General features: G+C 65.8%; 14 protein-coding genes. 3 read left to right on the top strand and 11 right to left on the bottom strand.

Annotated features, from left to right (window positions below):
• Window positions 1–217 precede the first annotated feature (217 nt).
• A complete protein-coding gene (gene cimA, locus VT03_RS01640; RefSeq protein WP_231870574.1) occupies window positions 218–1810 on the top strand; it encodes a citramalate synthase in 1593 nt (530 codons plus the stop codon).
• Between the two features lie 324 nt (window positions 1811–2134).
• Here the strand turns inward: cimA and VT03_RS01635 are convergent, their stop codons facing one another.
• The 10 genes from VT03_RS01635 to VT03_RS01590 form a co-directional block, all read right to left on the bottom strand.
• Window positions 2135–3322: an ATP-grasp domain-containing protein gene (locus VT03_RS01635; protein ID WP_075091367.1), complete on the bottom strand. Its 1188-nt coding sequence runs from the start codon at window positions 3320–3322 to the stop codon at window positions 2135–2137.
• A 211-nt stretch (window positions 3323–3533) separates the two neighbouring features.
• A complete protein-coding gene (gene argB, locus VT03_RS01630; RefSeq protein WP_075091366.1) occupies window positions 3534–4409 on the bottom strand; it encodes an acetylglutamate kinase in 876 nt (291 codons plus the stop codon).
• Window positions 4410–4543: 134 nt separating this feature from the next.
• Complete coding sequence (locus tag VT03_RS01625; protein WP_197489168.1) at window positions 4544–5737, bottom strand: pyridoxal phosphate-dependent aminotransferase; 1194 nt, start codon at window positions 5735–5737, stop codon at window positions 4544–4546.
• Window positions 5738–6143: 406 nt separating this feature from the next.
• Window positions 6144–7022, bottom strand: coding sequence for a GNAT family N-acetyltransferase (locus VT03_RS01620; RefSeq protein ID WP_075091365.1), 879 nt, complete (start codon window positions 7020–7022; stop codon window positions 6144–6146).
• Entirely contained in the window at window positions 7000–8100 is a 1101-nt protein-coding gene (locus VT03_RS01615) for a hypothetical protein (protein WP_075091364.1), read from the bottom strand. The genes VT03_RS01620 and VT03_RS01615 overlap by 23 nt, the downstream gene beginning before the upstream one ends.
• Before the next feature lie 53 nt (window positions 8101–8153).
• Window positions 8154–9299, bottom strand: coding sequence for a hypothetical protein (locus tag VT03_RS01610; protein WP_075091363.1), 1146 nt, complete (start codon window positions 9297–9299; stop codon window positions 8154–8156).
• A gap of 145 nt (window positions 9300–9444) precedes the next feature.
• Window positions 9445–11067, bottom strand: a complete 1623-nt coding sequence (locus VT03_RS01605; protein WP_082845857.1) for a serine/threonine-protein kinase — start codon at window positions 11065–11067, stop codon at window positions 9445–9447.
• Window positions 11064–11687 carry a sigma-70 family RNA polymerase sigma factor gene (locus tag VT03_RS01600; RefSeq protein WP_075091361.1) on the bottom strand — a complete coding sequence of 208 codons (624 nt, stop codon included), beginning with the start codon at window positions 11685–11687 and terminating at the stop codon, window positions 11064–11066. The genes VT03_RS01605 and VT03_RS01600 overlap by 4 nt, the downstream gene beginning before the upstream one ends.
• A 504-nt stretch (window positions 11688–12191) precedes the next feature.
• Complete coding sequence (locus tag VT03_RS01595) at window positions 12192–12536, bottom strand: hypothetical protein (RefSeq protein ID WP_075091360.1); 345 nt, start codon at window positions 12534–12536, stop codon at window positions 12192–12194.
• Between the two features lie 359 nt (window positions 12537–12895).
• A complete protein-coding gene (locus VT03_RS01590; RefSeq protein WP_156514219.1) occupies window positions 12896–13183 on the bottom strand; it encodes a Flp family type IVb pilin in 288 nt (95 codons plus the stop codon).
• Window positions 13184–13481: 298 nt separating this feature from the next.
• On the opposite strand from VT03_RS01590, the gene VT03_RS01585 reads away from it, so the two are divergent.
• Both VT03_RS01585 and VT03_RS01580 read left to right on the top strand, forming a co-directional pair.
• A complete protein-coding gene (locus VT03_RS01585) occupies window positions 13482–14804 on the top strand; it encodes a DUF1501 domain-containing protein (RefSeq protein ID WP_231870573.1) in 1323 nt (440 codons plus the stop codon).
• A 429-nt stretch (window positions 14805–15233) separates the two neighbouring features.
• Complete coding sequence (locus VT03_RS01580; RefSeq protein WP_231870572.1) at window positions 15234–15914, top strand: ABC transporter ATP-binding protein; 681 nt, start codon at window positions 15234–15236, stop codon at window positions 15912–15914.
• Window positions 15915–16414: 500 nt separating this feature from the next.
• On the opposite strand, the gene VT03_RS01575 is transcribed toward VT03_RS01580, so the two are convergent.
• Window positions 16415–18589, bottom strand: coding sequence for a molybdopterin oxidoreductase family protein (locus VT03_RS01575; RefSeq protein WP_075091357.1), 2175 nt, complete (start codon window positions 18587–18589; stop codon window positions 16415–16417).
• Window positions 18590–18977: the final 388 nt, after the last annotated feature.

The following is an 18977-nucleotide window of genomic DNA, read 5'->3' as shown; positions in this document are numbered from 1 at the left end:
TTCACGACCACCATTTCGATTCAGATTATTCGCCGGGAGGGGCGAGTCTGAGGTCCGCACGCATCCGCCCTTCCCGAAGCCAGCCAACCCTCAGGACCTCCCTGGGGGTTTTTTGTTTTTGGAGAGGTCAGCTTTCCGCCGTCAGCCCACGCCCGGCAGAGTTCTGACTTCTCGTCCCGGATCCTGACACCCAGCACCTCGTTCCCGTCTCCCCATCATGCGCGTTCAACTCTACGACACGACCCTTCGCGACGGCAGCCAGGGGGAAGGGGTCAACTTTTCGCTGCAGGACAAGCTCCTCATCACGAAGCGGCTCGATGAGCTCGGTTTCGACTTCGTCGAAGGGGGGTTCCCGGCGTCCAACGAGAAGGACGCCGAGTACTTTCAGCAGGTCGCCGACCTCAACCTCAAGCACGCTGTTGTGTGCGCCTTCGGCATGACCCGCCGCCGCGGGATCGAGGCCAGGGACGACGCCGGCCTGCAGGGGCTCGTGGCTTCGAAGGCCAAGGTCTGCACGATCGTCGGCAAGACGTCGGACCTGCACGTCACCGAGGTTCTGCGGGTCTCGCTGGAAGAGAACCTCGCTATGATCTCGGACTCGATCGCCTACCTCGTCTCCGAGGGACGGCGGGTCTTCTATGACGCCGAACACTTCTTCGACGGCTTCGCCGCCAATCCCGACTACGCCCTCCAGACGATCCTCGCCGCGCAGAACGCCGGCGCGGAGATCGTGGTCTGCTGCGACACGAACGGCGGGAGCCTGCCGGAGCGGATCGCCGAGACACTCGACCGGGTCCGTAAGAGCGTCCGCGTGCCGCTGGGGATCCACTGCCACAACGACTGCGATGTCGCAGTGGCGAACTCGGTTCGGGCCGTCGACCACGGGGCGATCCAGGTTCAGGGGACGATCAACGGGATCGGCGAACGGTGCGGCAATGCCGACCTGATCAGCGTCGCGGGGAACCTGGCCCTCAAGAAGGGGCACACGGTCCTGCACGGGACCGGCGTCGGCCACCTGACGGAGCTCTCGCGCTACGTCTACGAACTGGCCAACATGAACTTCCGGAACGGCCAGCCGTACGTCGGCCGGAGCGCCTTCACCCACAAGGGGGGGATGCACGTCCACGCGGTGAACCGGATTGCCCACAGCTATGAGCACATCGATCCGGCTCTTGTCGGGAATGAGCGGCGGATCCTGGTCAGCGAGCTGTCGGGGAAGTCGAACATCGTGGCGAAGACCACGAAGTACAAGCTCGAGCATGATGACAAGCTGATGAAGCAGATCCTCGACCGGGTCGTCGAGCTGGAGAGCGAGGGGTACCAGTTCGAGGCGGCCGAGGCCTCCTTTGACCTGCTGGTCCGCAAGTGCGCGGGCCTGCACAAGTCGCGGTTCCAGCGGATCCACTACCGGGTCAACGTCCAGATGGACCAGGCGCCGGAATCAGGCGATGTTCCGGGGACGTCTTCGGTGACGACCGAGGCAATCGTCAAGGTTCGGGTGGGGGACCGGATCGAGCATGTGGCCGGTGAAGGGGACGGCCCCGTGAATGCGCTCGACAATTCCCTTCGCAAGGCGCTGGTCCCGACCTATCCGGAGCTCGGTTCGATGAAGCTCGTGGACTACAAGGTCCGGGTGATCAATTCGGCGGAAGGGACGGCGGCGCGAGTGCGGGTGGTTATCGAGTGTGTTGATGACGAAGAAGCGGTGTGGAGCACGGTCGGTGTGAGCGAGAACGTGATCGAAGCGAGCTGGATCGCCCTGGTCGATGCTTACGAGCACAAGCTCTCAAGGAACGACAACGGCGTCTGACGTCTAACCACCGGGTCCAGGGGCACCCTGGTCAGGGGGTGCAGGGGGCAGAATGCCTCCTGCCCGCCGGAGGCCTGGCCGTCGAGAGATGTCTGAGGGAGGGCGTGTCCAAGCGCGGACGCCGTGCCGTATGCCCCCTCACCAGCCCACGGGGATTCCAAGGCGAGCGGTGAGTCCTCAACGCCGCTTCCACAAAGGGAACATCCGTTGTGTCCCACGGTTCCTCATGGAAGCGCCTCCGGCGGCAAGGGGTTGCCCCCTTGACCCCGGCTGCCGTGGCACATTGGGTTTGAGCGAGCACCGCCGTGCCGGAAAGGACGCGGCTCAGGCAGACGGCGCCCAGAGCTTCGACATCCGCTCCTCAGCCAGCCGCTTCAGCTTGTTGAGGCAGCCCGCCTCCGTACTGCCAGAAGTGTAGAGCGTACAGATCGGAGAGCCGGCCGCGATCGGCTGCCCCGGAGCGGGAAGATCGCCGAGCTCCGGCCACTGCTCCCACGCATGAGTGCCATGCCCGGCCGCATACTGGAGGCTCCCATCGGAGGGGGCGTAGAGAATCGCCTTCCCCAAGACCTCTCCGCCTGGAGTGCCGGTGACCCGGAATGGCTGAATACAGACGTGCGGATCGAAGCACCGGCAGTGCTCGCCCAGAAGGTTGAGATCGCACGCCCATTCGAGCAGCTCAACGGAGGCGGTGTACCGCGGGTTCACTTCCGTGGGCCACGGGGTGCCGCTCTCGTCGACGACGAAGTCGATCCCGAACAGTCCGACAAGCTCGAACTTCCACTTCAGAATGTTGCCGAGCCGGCGGACGAGCATCTCCGTCGCGACATCGAGGTTGATCGGCCCGATATTGCCGCACCACTGGAATCCGGACCCGCCGAACTCCGGCATCCCCAGCAACTGTCGCGTCAGGCCGACGAACCGGACGTCGCCTGGCCCCTTCCCCGCCAAAAAGACGGCGGAGCAGGGAGAGCCGGGCTGATACTTCTGGAAGTAGCAATCGGCCAAGTCCGCATCCGAGGTCCCGTTCCACACGTGAATACCGCGGCCGCCGCCGGAATGCAGGGGCTTGATGAGCCACGTACCGTCGCCGGGGGGCGGATTGTCGGCCGAGCGGATCTCCAGGGCCGGAAGCCGCGTCGACTGCAGCACGTCATAGAACTGCTGCGGATCGCGGACCCGCTGCAGGACTTCGGCGGGATTGCCCCACACGGGGCGCTGCTGCGCCAGGCCGCTCAGAAGATCCCATTGGTTCTCACAACCGCCGCCGTAGATGACGGGGATCGGCGGCAGGTCGCGGGCGAATCGCTCGACGTCCTGCGGAAAGGCCGGTGCCGCGATGGTCCGGGCGACAGACTGGAGGTCGACGTCGCTGAACTGGTCGATGCAGAGAGGCGTCAGACCGGCGCGGCGGGCGGAGAACGCCGCAGCCCGCGTCGAAACGCCGATCAACAGGACGTCCGGTTCATTGCTGAGAGTCGGGAGCTCCGAGTCCAGATCGGCGTCGATCATGAAACAGCCCTGGGAACGGGACGTGGGGCCGGCGGCGGAGCCGCTGGCGCGACCCCCGTTAAGATTTGACCCGCGGCCACGTTCTGAATCAATCGTTCACGCCCGCTTCATCGTCGAAATTCTCCGTGTCGCCGGACGCGAGTGGCCGAATCCCACCGTCTCTGCATTGTTCCGCCGCAGGGGCCAGCCGGTCATCTGGCCCTCGGCCGCATCACGCAACGATCTCGGTTCCGATCCCCTTATCGGAGTAGATCTCCAGCAGCAGCGAGTGCGGGATTCCGGCGTCGATGATGTGGATTTTTTTCACTCCGGCCTGCAGGGCTTCGAGGGCCGCTTCCACTTTCGGGACCATGCCGGCGTCAATGGTGCCATCCTGGATCAGCTCGCGGACCCGTGACGCCTTGAGGTGCGAGACGAGCGTCGACGGATCCTTCTTGTTGAGGAAGATCCCGGGGACGTCGCTCAGGAAGACAAGCTTTTCCGAGCGAAGCATCCGGGCGACGGCGGCCGCGGCAGTGTCGGCGTTGACGTTGAGCATCCCCCCTTCGCGATCGAGTGCGATCGAAGGCAGGACCGGAATGGTATCGGTCCGGCAGACGGCGAGGAGCGCGTCGCGGTTGATGTCGACGACATGCCCCACGCGGCCGAGGTCCACGTCTTCGCCGCCGTCTCCGGGCAGCAGGAGCCGCTCGCCGATCAGGACGTTCTGCGTGCGGTAGCTCATCGGGACCGCGCGGCCGCCGAGGCTGCGGATCTCGTCGACGAGCGATTCGCTGATCTCTTCCGCGAGGACGCGCGAGACGATTTCCAGCGTCGCGTCATCGGTGTAACGGCGCCCCTGAACGAAACGGGGGGCGATCCCCGCTTCCGACATCGCCTTGTTGATCGACTTGCCACCGCCGTGAATCAGGATCGGCCGCATTCCGACCGCTTCCATGAAGACCACGTCCGCCAGGCACCGCCGGACCCCCTCGGCATCTTCGAGAGCGCTGCCGCCGAGCTTGATGACGACGTAGCGGTCGCGGAACTCGCGGATCCAGCCGAGAGCTTCCGACAACACCTGGGCCTTCTTGATCGCTTCTTCCACGGCAGAATGCTCCGAACGGGCGGGGGCAGGGAGTGCGGGCGGGGCGGGATTTCAGAATCGATGCGGAGACGAACCAATGAACTGGGGCCGGTCGAGCCGGCCCCGGAGAACGCTTGCAGACAGGATACCGGCGGCTACGCCACCTTCAGGAACTTGGCGATCGCGTCGACTCCCTGACGGAGGTTCTCGATGTTCGTGGCGAACGACAGCCGGACATAGCCGGGGGCTCCGAATGCGTCGCCGGTCACCAGGGCGACGTGGGCGTCTTCCAGGAGGGCGGTGCAGAAGTCGGTGGCGTTATCGACCGTCTTCCCCGAGCCGAGCGGGACGCCGAAGTAGCTCTCGACGTTGAAGAAGGCGTAGAACGCTCCCCCCGGGTTGGCGAAGCTCAGGCCGGGGATTTCCCGCAGGCGGCTGAGGACGTAGTCCCGCCGCTTGATGAACTCGGCGTGCATGCTGGCGATCGAGTCCTGCGGTCCAAGGAGCGCGGCGACCGACGCGTACTGGCTGATGCTGCACGGATTCGAGGTCTGCTGGCTCTGGAGGTTGTCGATCGCCTTGGAGAGATCGAGGGGAGCGATCGACCAGCCGATCCGCCAGCCGGTCATGGCGTAGGCCTTGCTGACGCCGCTGACGATGATCGTCCGCTTCGCGACTTCCGGGCCGAACGAGGCGAAGCACTTGAACTGGGCGTCGCCGTAGATGAGCTTCTCGTAGATCTCGTCGGAGAGGACGGGGATGTCCTTGTCGACGGCGATCTGGGCGAGGGCTTCGAGGGTCTTGATCGGGTAGGCGGCCCCCGTCGGATTGCAGGGGTTGTTGAGCATCAGCAGCTTGGTCGCCGGGGTGATGGCGTCCCGGAACTGGTCGGGAGAGAGGCACCAGCCGCTTTCGAGGGTGGTCGGGACGAGGACCGGCTTGGCTCCCGTCAGTTCGACGAGGGCGCTGTAGCTCACCCAGTAGGGGGTGGGGATGATGACTTCGTCGCCGGGGCCGCAGAGGGAGGCGAGGACGTTATGGATGGCGTGCTTGGCGCCGTTGGAGATGACGACCTGGGCCGGGGTGAACGAGAGGCCGTAGTCCCGCTGGTAGGCGGTGCAGACCGCCTGGCGGAGTTCGGGGATGCCGCTGGACGCCGTGTAGTGGGTCTGCCCGGCGTTCATCGCGTCGATGGCCGCCTTGCGGATGTGTTCGGGCGTGTTGAAGTCGGGTTCGCCGAGGGTGAAGTCGAGAACCTGGATCCCCTTCGATTTCAGTTCCTTGGCCTTGGCCGCGGCCGCGATGGTGGCGGAAGGCTTGAGGGTGCTGACGGCGGGAGACAGGCGCATGGCGATTGACACTCACGGCGTCCCCGGCCCGACAACAAAACGCTGCGACGCGGCTCACCGGAGCCGTCCGCTTCCGTGGGGAATGGGGCCTGGGGACGAATGGGGGATGATACGAGTGTTTTGGCGGACAAGGAAGGAAACGCGGTTTTGAGAATGGTCGAACACCGCCCTTGGCCGACGGGCAACCGATTATACCGCATCGCTATAGTCCTACCGGGGGGCCCGGGGCTCGCCCCTGGTGGGGGACGCAAGGGGGCCGTGTTGTTTTCTTGACCCCTTTGCCCGCTGGAGGCCGACAGTCGAGAACCATGGGAAATTGGCCGGTACCCGAGCGCGGAACAGCATGGAGGACACGTCCTTCGGCCCTTCACGTCCCCGCTGGAGCGAGTGGAAAGCCACACTCTGGTCAGCGGATCCAAAGGGATCGCCGCGTGACCGGGCCGAAGCCGTACCGCTGATAGAGCGCCGCCGCGGCGACGTTGCGGCTGTCGACGTGGACGTTGAGCGAACTGATCTCCAGTGAGCCGGTCGCCTCGAACGCGTGTTGGAGGAGCCGCGTTCCATGGCCGCGCCGGCGGTGGCTGCTGGCGACGCCGAGGTACTGGATTTCCGCCGTTCCGTCCGGCAGCAGCGTCGGCAGGACGAGGCCGATCGGATGGTCCTCGTCCATCAGCACCCGCCAGTGCTCGGTGTGGCCTCCGGCCAGGAGGGCGAGGCTCTCGAACGATTCCCGGGGACCGCGGAAGTCGAGGAGTTCGGGGACGTCGACGCTGTCCGCCAGCGACGCTTCGAAGGCGCGAACCCAGAGGTCGGACGTCAGCGGCGGCGTTTCGAGCCGTATGTCCCTGGCCGGCTCGAACGACCCCCGGGGAGCATCAGCCGCGGTGGTATTCCGCGTGAATTCGGTCACGTCCGTGAGATATCGGAATCCGGCGAGCGTCAGCGCGGTCCGGGCCAGTTCGTCCTCCGGATCGACCGCCGCCTGACAGAAACAGACGTCGAGTCCCGTCAGATCCTGGTTGACCTGCGAGACGATTTCCCGCAGGACCGGTTCCGGCCGACAGCCGGGAGGAAGCGAGTCGATCCGGACATCGGGGGGGAGGTACAGCACCGTCCGATCGGCTCGGAAGACGACCGCCTGAACGGCCACCGGCACGCCGCCGATCGACGCCGAATAGGCCCAGGTCCGCGATGAGAGCTCCTCGTCGGGCTCCCACTCGAACTTGCGGATCGTGATCGGCAGTCCGCCGCTTCCCGACCCGTCATTTCTGGACGGGGACAACATACCGGACCTTGTGGTTGTCGCTGTCGCCGATGTAGATCCCGCCGTCCTTGTCGACATACACGCCGTGCGGCCGGGCCAGCCGGCACTTGAGGGCGGGGCCGTCGGGACCGTCCCCCTTCTGCCCGTCCCCCACGACCGTCTCGATCGTCCCGGTCTTCATCCGCAGGACGCGGATCGTGTGGCTTTCCGTGTCGGCGAGATAAACGTCTCCGTCCGGCCCGAGCGCCACTCCCTTGGGACCGGCCAGCACCGCGTCGCGAGCCGGGCCACCGTCGCCGGCGTAGCCCTGCTTCCCCGTCCCGGCGAGGTGATGAATCGTTCCGGCCTTCCGGTCGACGCGGAACACCATGTTTCCTTCACGGAGCGCCAGCAGCAGATTCCCCATCGGATCGAAGTCGAGGGCCCGCGGGCCATTGAGCGGCGTGCCGGCGAGCTTCGCGCCGTCCGGCGTCTTCTTCTTTTCGCCTGTACCGGCGTAGGTCGAGATGACCTTTGTCTCGAGATTGACCGCCCGGATCCGGTGGTTGCCGATGTCGCAGATATAGAGCGTCTTGTCGTCGAGGACGATCGAGTGCGGCTGGTTCAACTGGGCCTCGGTCGCAGGACCGCCGTCACCGCTGAAGCCCGCCTTCCCCGATCCGGCGACCGTCTCGATGACCTTCGTCTTCGCATCGACGCGGCGAACGACCGCCGCCTTCATGTCGACGAAGTACAGGTTGCCCCCCCGATCGAAGCGGATTTCGTAAGGCTCATGCGTCTTCGCCTGGACGGCCGGCCCGCCGTCACCGGTATTCCCAAGCTCGCCGGTCCCGACGACGGTCGTCGCCAGCCCGGTGTCGAGGTCGATCCGGCGGATGACGTGCGTCGTGATTTCGCAGACGTACGCCGCATGGTCCGGCCCGACGACGACGCCGAACGGACCGCCCACCGCCGCCTGAGTCGCGGGACCTCCGTCCCCCTCATGCGCCGAGATCCCCGTTCCGGCGATCGTCTTCGCGATCCGGTCGGCCGCGGCCGCCGCGCTCGTCCAGAGTGTCACAAGGCAAAGAAGAAGGGAGAGTCGAGGATGTCTGAGCATTCGTGATTCCTGAGTGATCGCACTGCGTTTCGCGTCGGCCCTGCGCTCGCGTCTCACCGCTGCGTCATTGTCCGCTGGTCGGTGGAGAGGACCGCCTTGCCCGCGGGATCGCACACGCGGAACTGAAAGCTCCAGTCCTGGGCCCAGTCTTCTTTCTGCTCGTTCTGGCAGACCTTGAGAAGCAGGACGTTCTTCCCCGTCTTGAGCTGTCCCGGAACGATGTACTGGTCGAAGAACATCCCGCGGTGATACTCATCCCGCGCGAAGACCAGTTCCCCGTTCACCCAGAGCTTCCAGGCGTTCGAGGTCGACAGGCGGAACTCGACCGGCTGGCTCTTCTCCGAATAGAAGTCGGTCGTCGCGTAGGTCGCCGCCCCCTTGTGCGGCGCGGTCAGCTTGGCGATATCGAATAGTCCGACCTTCTCGGGATTCAGCACCGACTTGTCGATCGGGGCTTCGAGCGACGTCCAGGCGACCTTGCCGTTCATCCCCTCGTACTCCGCCTGAAGGTTCACTTCCTTCTCCGGCGGATAAGCGACGTCGAACCCTTTCGTCTCGCGGTTGTCGAACGGCCCGGCCAGGACCCATCGCGTCACAAAGCCGAAGTGCTCCGTGAGGTCGACCGGCTTTCCGGCCTTCACCAGGACCTGGGCGATCTCCTGGACCTGATCCCCGTCGACTGCGGCGGAAAACGCCTCCTCATAGAGCTTCGTCGCCGCGTCGCCGCTCTCCGTCTTCGCCATGCCGATCAGCCGGGCGACCGCATCGCGCCGAAGCTCCGCGCTCGGATCGTCGAGGAACCCCGGGACGATCCGCTCCCGCGCGGCCGGATCCGCTGCCGTGAGCCACTCGAATGCGAGCCGCCGTCCGCGGGCATCGTGCGTCCGGTCCAACACAAAGCCCTCCAGGGCCTTGGCCGGCAGATTCTTTCCCGCCTTCTGTGCGGCGGCTTCGAAGCCCCCCCGCAGCCAGTTCGCCGCGATCGGATCGGCGTCGTCCAGGGCGACGAGAATCTGCGTCAGCTCTTCCGGCTTGGCATTCGAGACGACCTTGGCCGCCTCTCGAGCCGCTTCGTTCCCCTCTCCTTCGCGCCGCACCGCCTTGATCGTCGAGAACGCCTTGGCGAGCGAGGTTTCCTCTGCCGTCAGCAGGGACCCGCCGGCGAGGCAGATCGAGAAGGTCAACAGAATCGTCCGCATTGCGCATCTCGCAGAAGAAGTCGGAGTCATGCCTTCGCAGTGTCAGAGCCAACCTCCGTTCCTGCAACCCAGCGGGATGATGAGAAGAGGGAGTCCGCAGACGTTGTCCGGGCCTGGGGACCGGCTGTTTCGCAGCCCCGGTGGCCTACGGCGTTTTGTCCGCAATCGTCAGCAGCGCCAGCCGGCGGGCATGCGAACTGGAGATCGCCCCGCAAACAATCAGCGACAGCGCATACAGGATCGACAGATGTGGCAACCGGATCATCCCCTCTTCGGGCGGCTGCAGCATCAGCAGCCCATACGCGATCAGACTCGCCCCGACCGCCAGCCACACCCGCCGCGGCCGCAGCGAAAGCCCCGCGGCCGAGATCACAATGTGGTACAGCGAAACGACCGGCCCATCGACCGCCTGCGTCAGCCACAGAATGTGCGTCAGGACCACGACATCGGTGAACGTCGTCGCCGTGGAGGTCAGGTCGCGCTGCGCCGGCCGCCGCTGCCCCAGCACGTCCCAGAGGACCACGAGCAGCCCCCACGCCACAATGTCGACGACCACCGGACGATAGAAGGCGGCGTACTCCGGCGCCTCGCACATCCGGGCCAGCACCACTAAGAGCGCCGTCCCGATCGCCGCCAGCCGGTACATGACGGTCCGATGCCGCCGCAGGAACCGCACGATCTCCTGCGACCAGGCATCCTTCCCGGCCACGACCGAATCGTCCCGCAGGTACCGCTCCAGATCGTCCGCCAGCTCACCCGCATTCGGGTAACGGCGGCGCGGGTCCTTCTCCAGGCAGCGCCGCACGATCCACCACAACCGCCGCGGAACCCGCGGGTTGAAGGCCATCACTGGCTGCGGCTCGCGCTCGATGACCTGCAGCAGAAGCAGGGCGGGGGACTCGTCGTCGAAGACCTTCCGGCCCGCCAGCATCTGATAAAGAATCGCCCCCAGGCTGTAGACGTCCGCCGCGGGGGAAAGCTCCTTCACCTTGCCCGCCGCCTGCTCCGGGGACATATAGGCCGGTGTCCCAAGGACCGTCCCGGACAGCGTCTGCCGCGTGTCCGGATTGAGCAGAGTCGCCAGCCCGAAGTCCGCCACGTGCAGCCGCCGCTCGCGGTCGAGAATCAGGTTCGCCGGCTTCAGGTCCCGGTGGATGATGTTCCGCTCGTGCAGGTGCTGCACGGCCCGGATCACCGGGATCAGCAACCGGACAGCCTCCTCGGCCTCCACACGGTTCTCGGCGAGGTATCGGTCGAGCCCGATCCCGTCGACGTATTCCATCGCATAGAAGTGCTGCCCGTCGATCTCGCCGACTTCGTGGATCGTGACGATCTGCGGATGCCGGACCTGGGCGGCGAGCTGCGCCTCCGCCTGGAACCGCCGGACCTGCTCATCGGACGAGAGCTGCCCTCCCAGGATCATCTTGATCGCGACCGGCCGGCTCAGGTCCGCCTGCCACGCCCGATAGACGACCCCCATACCCCCGCGTCCCAACTCCTCCTGGAGCCGATACCGTCCAAAGATCCGCTCTGCTCCGGACGGCAGCAGGCCAGCCACCTCCGCACCACCCCGCGTCTGCTGCCCCAGGCTGTGGAGGTCCCCCAGCAGGTTCTTCCAGTCGGCGAGCCCCCGGTCCTCCTCGATCAGCCGTTCGATCGTCGACTGATCGTTCGCGACGACCGCCTGGAACAGCTTCTCCATACGGAGCACGTCAGCCGACGGCTCGTCGGACTCCGAGCTTGCGAGTGACGGGGGAGACTCGCTCATGGCCTGCTCTCCCGGGCGAGGTTCGACCGGAGCGTTTCGAGGGCCCGCATCCAGAGCATCTGCACCGCCCCGCGGGACCGCTCCATCCGTGTGGCGACTTCGTCAAAGGGAAGCCCCAGGACGTTCCGCAGATAGACCACTTCCCGGTGGTCTTCGGAGAGCTGCTCGATCGCCGCGGCGAGTTCGAGGTGCCGCTCCATCCCCATCAGGACCTGGCTGGGGGTCTCCTGGCGGGCCGCCGGCTCGAAGGGGTTGAAGGCGACTGTCGACGTTTCCGGTCCTCCCTCGAGCGGCCGCTCCCGGGAGACGGCCCGGGCGTCTGCCTGAACGTGATGCCGGATCAGGTCGAGCGCATTGTTCGAGACGATCCGCCGGAGCCAGGCCATCCATTCGTCCGGCGTCGATCCGCGAAACCGTTCGAAGCCGCGGTGGGCGTCGAGGAGCGACTGCTGCACGAGGTCGGACGCATCGACCTTGCGGCGGAGCTTCTGCTCGAGCTGAGCGCGGGCGCACAGACCGACAAAGCTGCGGCAGGACGCGAACAGCTCATCCCGTGCGGATGCCTCTCCGCGCCGAGCCCGCGCCAATCGGTCCTGAAATGTGGTCGATCCTCCGGACACGCTGCGCCTCTTACGCCTCCGATTCGAGAACCGCAAAGAACGTAGCGACCGCCGACACGATTGGGAACGAGGGTGAAGAGGACGAGCGGCGTGCCGGGCGCGGCAGGGGTGTCACGCCCAATAGAGGGACGATCCGCTGCCGGGGACGCAAGGCTGTTGAATCGAGAGTCTCTCTTGCCTACTTGGTGGGCAGCCGCTGAGGCTGGCATACGGGGCCGAAAGATTTTCGCGAGGAAAAACGCACGTGCCGAGCATGTTTTTGTCACTTTGGCCCGAGCGGCACACTCGTTGCTAAATGGTTACTTACCGAACAAACGACCCTTGGCGAGTGTTGCATGACTGGGGGTGTGGCCGGGGAAGTCCTTGTGGGGCTTCGCCGGGCGAGCGCCCACGCCCCCAGCCATCCTCACTCGCTTTTTCTTTCGACGCGAATCGACCCTGGCCACATCAAGTGGCCAGGGTCGACGCGTTTCTGGAAGGCGGGTTCGCGATCCTGATCTTCGTTCAGCGACGCGCGTCGGGACAGAACTGCTCGCAGCCGGACATCCGCAGGCGGGTCCAGACCCGATCGTGGCGGGCTTCTTCGGGCAGCCCCTGCAGCAGGCTTTCGAGCATCGTACCGAGGACGATCGTCGCCACCTCGCACACGCGCCGCGGCAGGCCGAACTCTTTCAGGTCCGCCTGGATCTCTTCGGGCCCGCAGATCTCTCCAAACTTCCGCCCCTGGAAGAGCAGCTCGACGCCGTCGAGCTCCGGGGTCCACTGGTAGTCGAACCTTCCGTAGACGATCCGCCGGTGCTTCACCCAGAAGCCGGTCTCATCGAAGCCAATTTCGTGCGGACGATTCACTACCGGTGACCTGCGGAGAGACAACTTTCAGCGCGAGCGGACAACGACGCTCATTTCGCGTCGCCGCGGCGGGCGCGCCTCCTGTGGAGTCGCATCGAGCCCGCGAGACGGAGCCCGATCGTGTCTGCAGCAAGACCTGATAGCGATATTTCCGCGCTGCCGGAAGATCGAATGCCCTGGGGACCCGCTCCCGGAGGTTTGCCCCGGACCTGCGATCGCGGGACCTGCCGATCCTGCCCGTTTCGAAAGCTTCTGGCCGCGTGTCGATGGCCGCCCCGCAATCACGCAACCGCCTCAAACGGACCGACGCCCTCACCGACGTGGCCGAACGCACCAAGCCGCTGGATCCTGGTCTCAGGCTACGGAGCCGGCGAGTTGAACCCGACCGCCTCGAGCTGCACGTTGTTGTTGGCCCACATGCCGCTGGCTCCGTTCGTCAACTGCCGGATGCCAACCATGGTGGTCAGGAGAATCAGCGCGATGAGGACGGCATATTCCACTGAAGTGGTGCCTTCCTCGCTCTTCATGAACAAGTGGATGTGTCGCATGGCCGTCACGGGGGCAAAGGTGAGAAGCCTCTCTTCGAAGGCTAACCTCCAATGGGAAGCTGGAATCGCCCAGGCAAATTGCAGCAGGGCGCTTTCCACCGAGAAATTTTTGCTAATCGGCGCAACCGTCAAACTCCGCACGGGCCGCCCCGTGCCCGACTGTGCCGTCCGGCCTCCCCTCAAGAGATCCGGCGGGACATCACGCAGGGCGAAGGAGACTCCGGGAATTCATGGTGCGACTTACCGATCAACGATAGATTATGGGAAGCCGCTTCGACGGCCCTCCCACCTGAATCCGCCGGCCCCGCGCTCCACGAAGGCCCCCGCCCGAATGTCCCCCCTCCCCCCGCGCTCATCTCTTTTTCACCGTCATTCCATCGGATTGACCCGTCGGGAAGTGCTCCAGACCGGATACTCCGGGCTCCTGGGGATCGGCTTGTCCCAGGTTCTCGGCGCGCGGGCCCGCGCGAGCGATGCCGCGGCGGTTCGGTCCCCCAAGTCGGTCCTGATCGTCTTCCTGACGGGGGCCGCCAGCCATCACGACACCTTCGACATGAAGCCGGAGGCCCCCGCGGAGATCCGGGGGGAGTTCCAGCCGATCGCGACCACGATCCCCGGCTACTCCATCTGCGAGCATCTGCCGCACCTGGCGGCGCGGGCGCACAAGTACGCCGTCGTCCGTTCGCTCTCGCACGGCGACAACAACCACCTGATGTCGACGCACCACGTCCTGACCGGCACCAGGCAGCCGGGGGGCTTCTTCGACAAGGTCGCCTCACGGGACGACTGGCCGAGCTACGCTGCCGGGCTCGCTTTTACGAATCGTCGGACCGATGGCCTGCCGACGGGGGTCAACCTGCCGACGTTCCTGCAGGGGGGACCGCTCACCTGGCCGGGTCAGCATGCCGGGTTCCTCGGCCCCAAGTACGATCCGTGGCAGATCACGGGAGACCCCAACAAGAAGGATTTCCGGGTCGACGCCCTGACGCTGGCGGCCGGGATCGACCTGCCGCGGCTGGGGAGCCGGCAGACGCTTCTGGCGGAAGTGAACCGGGCGCAGTCGCGGATTGAGCAGCTGGGTAACGCCGTGCGGGTCGACAACGAGCAGCGGCTGGCGTTCCAGATGCTGACGTCGAACAGGCTGGCGGAGGCGTTCCTGATGGACCGCGAGCCGGATGCGGTTCGTGATCGTTATGGTCGCAACATGACGGGGCAGTCGCTCCTGCTTTCAAGGCGGTTGATCGAGGCGGGGGTTCCGGTGGTGCAGGCGAACATCGGCCCGGTTCAGAACTGGGACAGTCATGCGGCGATCTTCGAGACGCTGAAGGGGCGTCTGCTTCCGCCGCTCGACCAGGGGGTGGCGGCGCTGCTGGACGATATGGAGGAGCGGGGGCTGTTGCGGGATACGCTCGTGATGATGCTGGGGGAGTTCGGGCGGACGCCGAAGATCAACGACCAGAAGGGGCGGGATCACTGGGGGCCGTGTTTCTTTGGTCTCTTCGCGGGAGCGGGGGTCCAGCCGGGGCAGGTGATTGGGAAGTCGGATGATTCCGGGGCGTATCCGGTGACGCGTGCGTTCTCGCCGGATGATGTGGGGGCGACGGTCTATCACCTGCTTGGTGTACCGGGGGATGCGGAGGTGCGGGACCGGTTGGGTCGGGTGGTGCGTCTCAACAATGGGTCGGTCATCGAGTCGCTCTTCACGGGCGCGGCGGTTTAGGACTATTCGATCACCGGGTCCAGGGGCACCCTGGTGGGGAGTGCAGAGGGGCCTGTGTTGTTTTTTGGGCCCTTTGCCCGCCGGAGGCCCTCTCATCGGACACTGTCGGAAGGAGTGCGTGTCCAAACGCGGACAGCATGCCGTATGCCCCCCCACCAGCCCGCGGGGCTTGCGGAGCGAGTGGTGAGTCCTCAACGCTGGTTCCGCAAAGGGGACATCCGTCGTTTGCCACGGTTCCTCATGGAAGTGCCTCCGGCGGCAAGGGGGCGTGGCCCCCTTGACCCCAGCGGCCGTGGCACGATGGGTTTGAGCTACGGGAGTCGTGCTGGCAAGGGCGCCTTTCAAACAGCATCGCGAACCTCGATTCGCGTTCCTCCCCTCCGCTATCCTGCCACGGACCGATCGACCGTCCCATGGCGAGGAGCATCCGTGCTGCAGGTCTCGAATCTCACCAAGTCCTTCCCGACCGCTGCCGGAACACTCTCGATCCTGACCGGGGTCGACCTCTCCCTCGCGTCCGGCGAAGCCCTGGCGATCACCGGTCCGTCCGGCTCTGGCAAGAGCACCCTCCTCTACATCATCGGTCTCCTCGACACTCCGACGTCCGGAACCGTCCGCATCGCCGACCAGGAGCCGCTCGCGCTGAACCCCGCCCAACAGGCGGCGTTCCGGAATCGGCACATCGGCTTTGTGTTCCAGGACCACCATCTGTTGCCGCAGTGCACGGTCCTTGAAAACGTTCTGCTGCCGGCGTTGGGCGAAGGGGGCCGCGGCGTCGGCCCCGAAGAAGAGAAGCGCGCCCGGACCCTCCTCGAACGAGTCGGACTGGGCGCCCGGGTCGAGCATCGGCCGGCTCAGATCTCAGGCGGCGAACGGCAGCGCGTCGCGGTCTGTCGGGCGCTGCTCAACAAGCCTCAGCTCCTGCTGGCGGATGAGCCGACCGGAAGCCTCGACCAGGAGACGGCCGCGGCGGTCGGAACGCTGCTTCTGGAGGTCGCCCGCGAAGAACAGGCGATCCTGGTCTGCGTGACCCACAGCCGGGAACTGGCCGACCGTTTCCCGCAGCACCATCGTCTCCGTGGGGGAAAGCTCGAAGCGGCCCCCGTGTAGCGATCTCGCTCCCGTGGTCGGTGAAGCGGCGAGGATGAGTTGAATCGCGTCCTTGCCGGCACGGCTCCGCTTGCTCAAGCCCAACGTGCGACGGCAGCTGGGGTCAAGGGGGTCTCACCCCCTTGCCGCCGGAGGCACTTCTTCGCTGAACCGTGGGGCACAACGGATGTCCCCTTTGTCGTGCCAGCGTTGAGGACTCCCTCCAACCACACCGCTGGCTTTGCAATCCCCGCGGGTCGGTGAGGGCGGCATACGGCATGGTGTCCGCGTTTGGACACGATCTCCTTCAGACGTCTCTCGACGGCCAGGCCTCCGGCGGGCAAGGGGCATTCTGCCCCCTGCACCCCCTGACCAAGGTGCCCCTGGACCCGGTTGGTGAATGACGGCCGTTGCGCATCGGGAATCTGTCCGCCCGGGCGCGAGTTTCAAGCACTCGTCGAAGCGGCGATTGGCCAGTCGCTTGAATCACGCACCCTTCAAGCAGCGAATCCCCTCGGCCACTACGCCGCCGGATCCTGAATCGACAGGCCGCCCGAAAGGATGTGGCAAGTCAACCCGCGGACCTGCGCCTCAAGAGGCTGCGAAATCGCACTCTGCCACAACCGGCGAAATGGAGCAGTGCTCGGAATACCGATCTGCCCGGAAGGAATCGCGTCCGAAAGACGGATCACCCCCTGCAGGAGAAACGGCCCCATCTCCAGGCGGATCAGTTCCCGCTCCGTCAACGACCAGAAATCCGCGTCGACCGGGTTCAGCAGCAGCACGATCCGGGCCGCCGCCCATTCCGGAGGCGGCTCACGCAAACCGCGAGGCTCATCGCCAAGCCCCTCCGCCGCGACGTCGGTCGATGGCTTGACGTCGAACTGCAACAGGTGATGCTCACGATCCTTCCGCTGATGCGGGGAATCGAAGGTGAACCGCGCCTTCTGGTCCGGATGAAAGTAACGTCCCCCCTCGAACAGCCGACGGTCCCCCGAGGCCGCCTCTCCCCCGTCGCTCCCCTCCGAACCCGTGAAGGGCCACTGGATCCCCAGGAACGTCACGAGCATGTCGTGATCGACGATCCCGGAGAAATCGCACGGCCGGTGCGCCGACAGCTTCTTCAGGAGCTCGAACACTCCGGCGGGAGAGTTCCACTTCCGCAGCGTGCGGCCACAGCCCCACGCGTCCGCCAGGAGGCGAAAGATCACGAAGTCGGTCAGCGCGTCCCCCGGAGGATGCTCCGACGGAGTGAGAAACTTGAGCCGCCGCTCCGGCGTAATGACCGTCCCCTTCTTCTCCGCCCATTCGGCAGACGGAAAGACGACATGAGCCTGCGAAACCCCCAGGGCGTTCTCCCGCGTCTCCTGGACCGCCAGGAACTCCACGGTCCCCAGGAGCGCCGCCATCTCGGGGTGCGACGATGAGACGTCGCCGCTGCCGCTCCCCACGATCCACAGCCCGCGGATCGATCCGTCCTGAAGTCCCTCGACGACCTGTTCGTACGAGCTCGCGCCCGTCTCCGGCAGCAGCTTGGCCGGGATGCCCGAGATGCTGGCCGCCTGGAGCCGTTCGAGCGAGTCGGAAAAGCTGCGGCCACCCCAGAGGGAGTGACGGTTCGAGAAAAGGCGTTCGGCGCCCGCGGAGCAGGGTTCGTCGCAGGTGAGCACCCCGGTCCCCGGACGTCCGATCTGGCCGGTCATGAGCGCCAGGTTCGTCACCGCCCGGGCGATCTCCCGGTTCCCGGCGGCGTCGCTCCCGCTCGACCAGACGAACATCACCCGGTTGCCGCGGTGGATCAGCTCCACCAGGTGCTCGATCAGCCCGGCGCTCAACCGCGTCTCGCGGCAGGCGACGTCGATCGTGAACTGCTCGATGTGCGCCGCCAGGGCTGAGAAGCCGGACGTATGCTGCGTCACGTAGTCCGCGTTGATCCAGTCCCGCTCGACCAGCTCCCGCCCGATGCTGTGGAGGAGGATCGCCTCGCTGTGCGGATGGATCGGCAGATGCAGGTCCGCCTGGGCGGAGGTCTCAGTCCGCCGCGAGTCGACGACGACGATCGTCGGATGATTCGGATTGCGCTGGACCCGCTCCCAGAGATCGGGATGCGCCTGGCTCAAGTTCGTGTTGACGAGGACGATCGTGTCCGCCAGCTCGAGGTCGCGGTAGCAGGCGGAGGGCGCGTCGAAGCCGAACGCCTCCTCTCGGGCGACGGCGGCCACGGAGGCGGCGGCCGGGAAACCGGCGAGGGACGAGGTCCGCAGGCCGCTGCGGACGAGTCCCCCCAGGAAGGCCGTTTCCTCCAGCGAGAGAGAGCCGAGGGCCAGGACCGCAATCGAGTCGGGCCCGTGCGCCGCCTGGATCCCCTTCATCCGCTCGACAAACAGATGCAGCGCCTTAGGCCAGTCGGTCCCCTCCAGCTCGCCGCGCCCATTGCGGATCTGCGGTGTCGTCAGACGCGAGGGTTTCGAGCGATGACCGACGGCGGAGGTGTAGGAAAGGAGAATGCCGGAGTCCGACGCACGAAGCTGTGCCAGACTGTCGCCGAGCGTGCTTCCCCCCCCGTCCATCTCATGGCGAATGGTGCAGGACTGCTGGCACGTCCCGCAGGGCGGACCGTCACTCGCAGTCTCGTCAACGGCGGACCAGATGCTGTCGGAAGCTTGGGCGGTGGAATCGTCGGTTCGATGGCTCATGAGCCCCCTCCGACTTTCAGCCGCGTCCCGAAGCAGGCGGATGTGGCGCGGAGCGCCGTCGACAGAGGAGATTGGCCAAAGCAAATGTCAGCGGCGCGCATAGGGAGACACGAATCTGGACCCGTCACAGACCCCGTGCTTCACCAGTGAGCGCCAGCAAAACCGAAGGCGTTCTCGTTCAAAGCAGTTCCCGTGCCACCTGGGCAACGCGGGATCCGCCCGCCTCCGAGCGAAAGGCCGATTCCTGCGAAGTCGTCATCGTTCATGGGGCGGTGGGGAGTCTTGGCCCATGGAATTTCAAGGCCCGGCCCCACGATCCTGCCTCATTTTGGGGATGTTCGGAAAACCGAACATCTGGAAATTCTTCGGACATCTTCTCTGTGCCGAG

It is taken from the genome of Planctomyces sp. SH-PL14 (assembly GCF_001610835.1).
GTDB lineage: Bacteria > Planctomycetota > Planctomycetia > Planctomycetales > Planctomycetaceae > Planctomyces_A.
This window is presented reverse-complemented; position numbering and strand designations above follow the sequence as displayed.

What these genes read in the sequence shown, in the direction of transcription:
- cimA (WP_231870574.1), top strand. Translation starts at nt 218, where the DNA reads ATGCGCGTTCAACTCTACGACACGACCCTTCGCGACGGCAGCCAGGGG.
- VT03_RS01635 (WP_075091367.1), bottom strand. Translation starts at nt 3,322, where the DNA reads ATGATCGACGCCGATCTGGACTCGGAGCTCCCGACTCTCAGCAATGAA.
- VT03_RS01625 (WP_197489168.1), bottom strand. Translation starts at nt 5,737, where the DNA reads ATGCGCCTGTCTCCCGCCGTCAGCACCCTCAAGCCTTCCGCCACCATC.
- VT03_RS01620 (WP_075091365.1), bottom strand. Translation starts at nt 7,022, where the DNA reads ATGTTGTCCCCGTCCAGAAATGACGGGTCGGGAAGCGGCGGACTGCCG.
- VT03_RS01615 (WP_075091364.1), bottom strand. Translation starts at nt 8,100, where the DNA reads ATGCTCAGACATCCTCGACTCTCCCTTCTTCTTTGCCTTGTGACACTC.
- VT03_RS01610 (WP_075091363.1), bottom strand. Translation starts at nt 9,299, where the DNA reads ATGCGGACGATTCTGTTGACCTTCTCGATCTGCCTCGCCGGCGGGTCC.
- VT03_RS01605 (WP_082845857.1), bottom strand. Translation starts at nt 11,067, where the DNA reads ATGAGCGAGTCTCCCCCGTCACTCGCAAGCTCGGAGTCCGACGAGCCG.
- VT03_RS01575 (WP_075091357.1), bottom strand. Translation starts at nt 18,589, where the DNA reads ATGAGCCATCGAACCGACGATTCCACCGCCCAAGCTTCCGACAGCATC.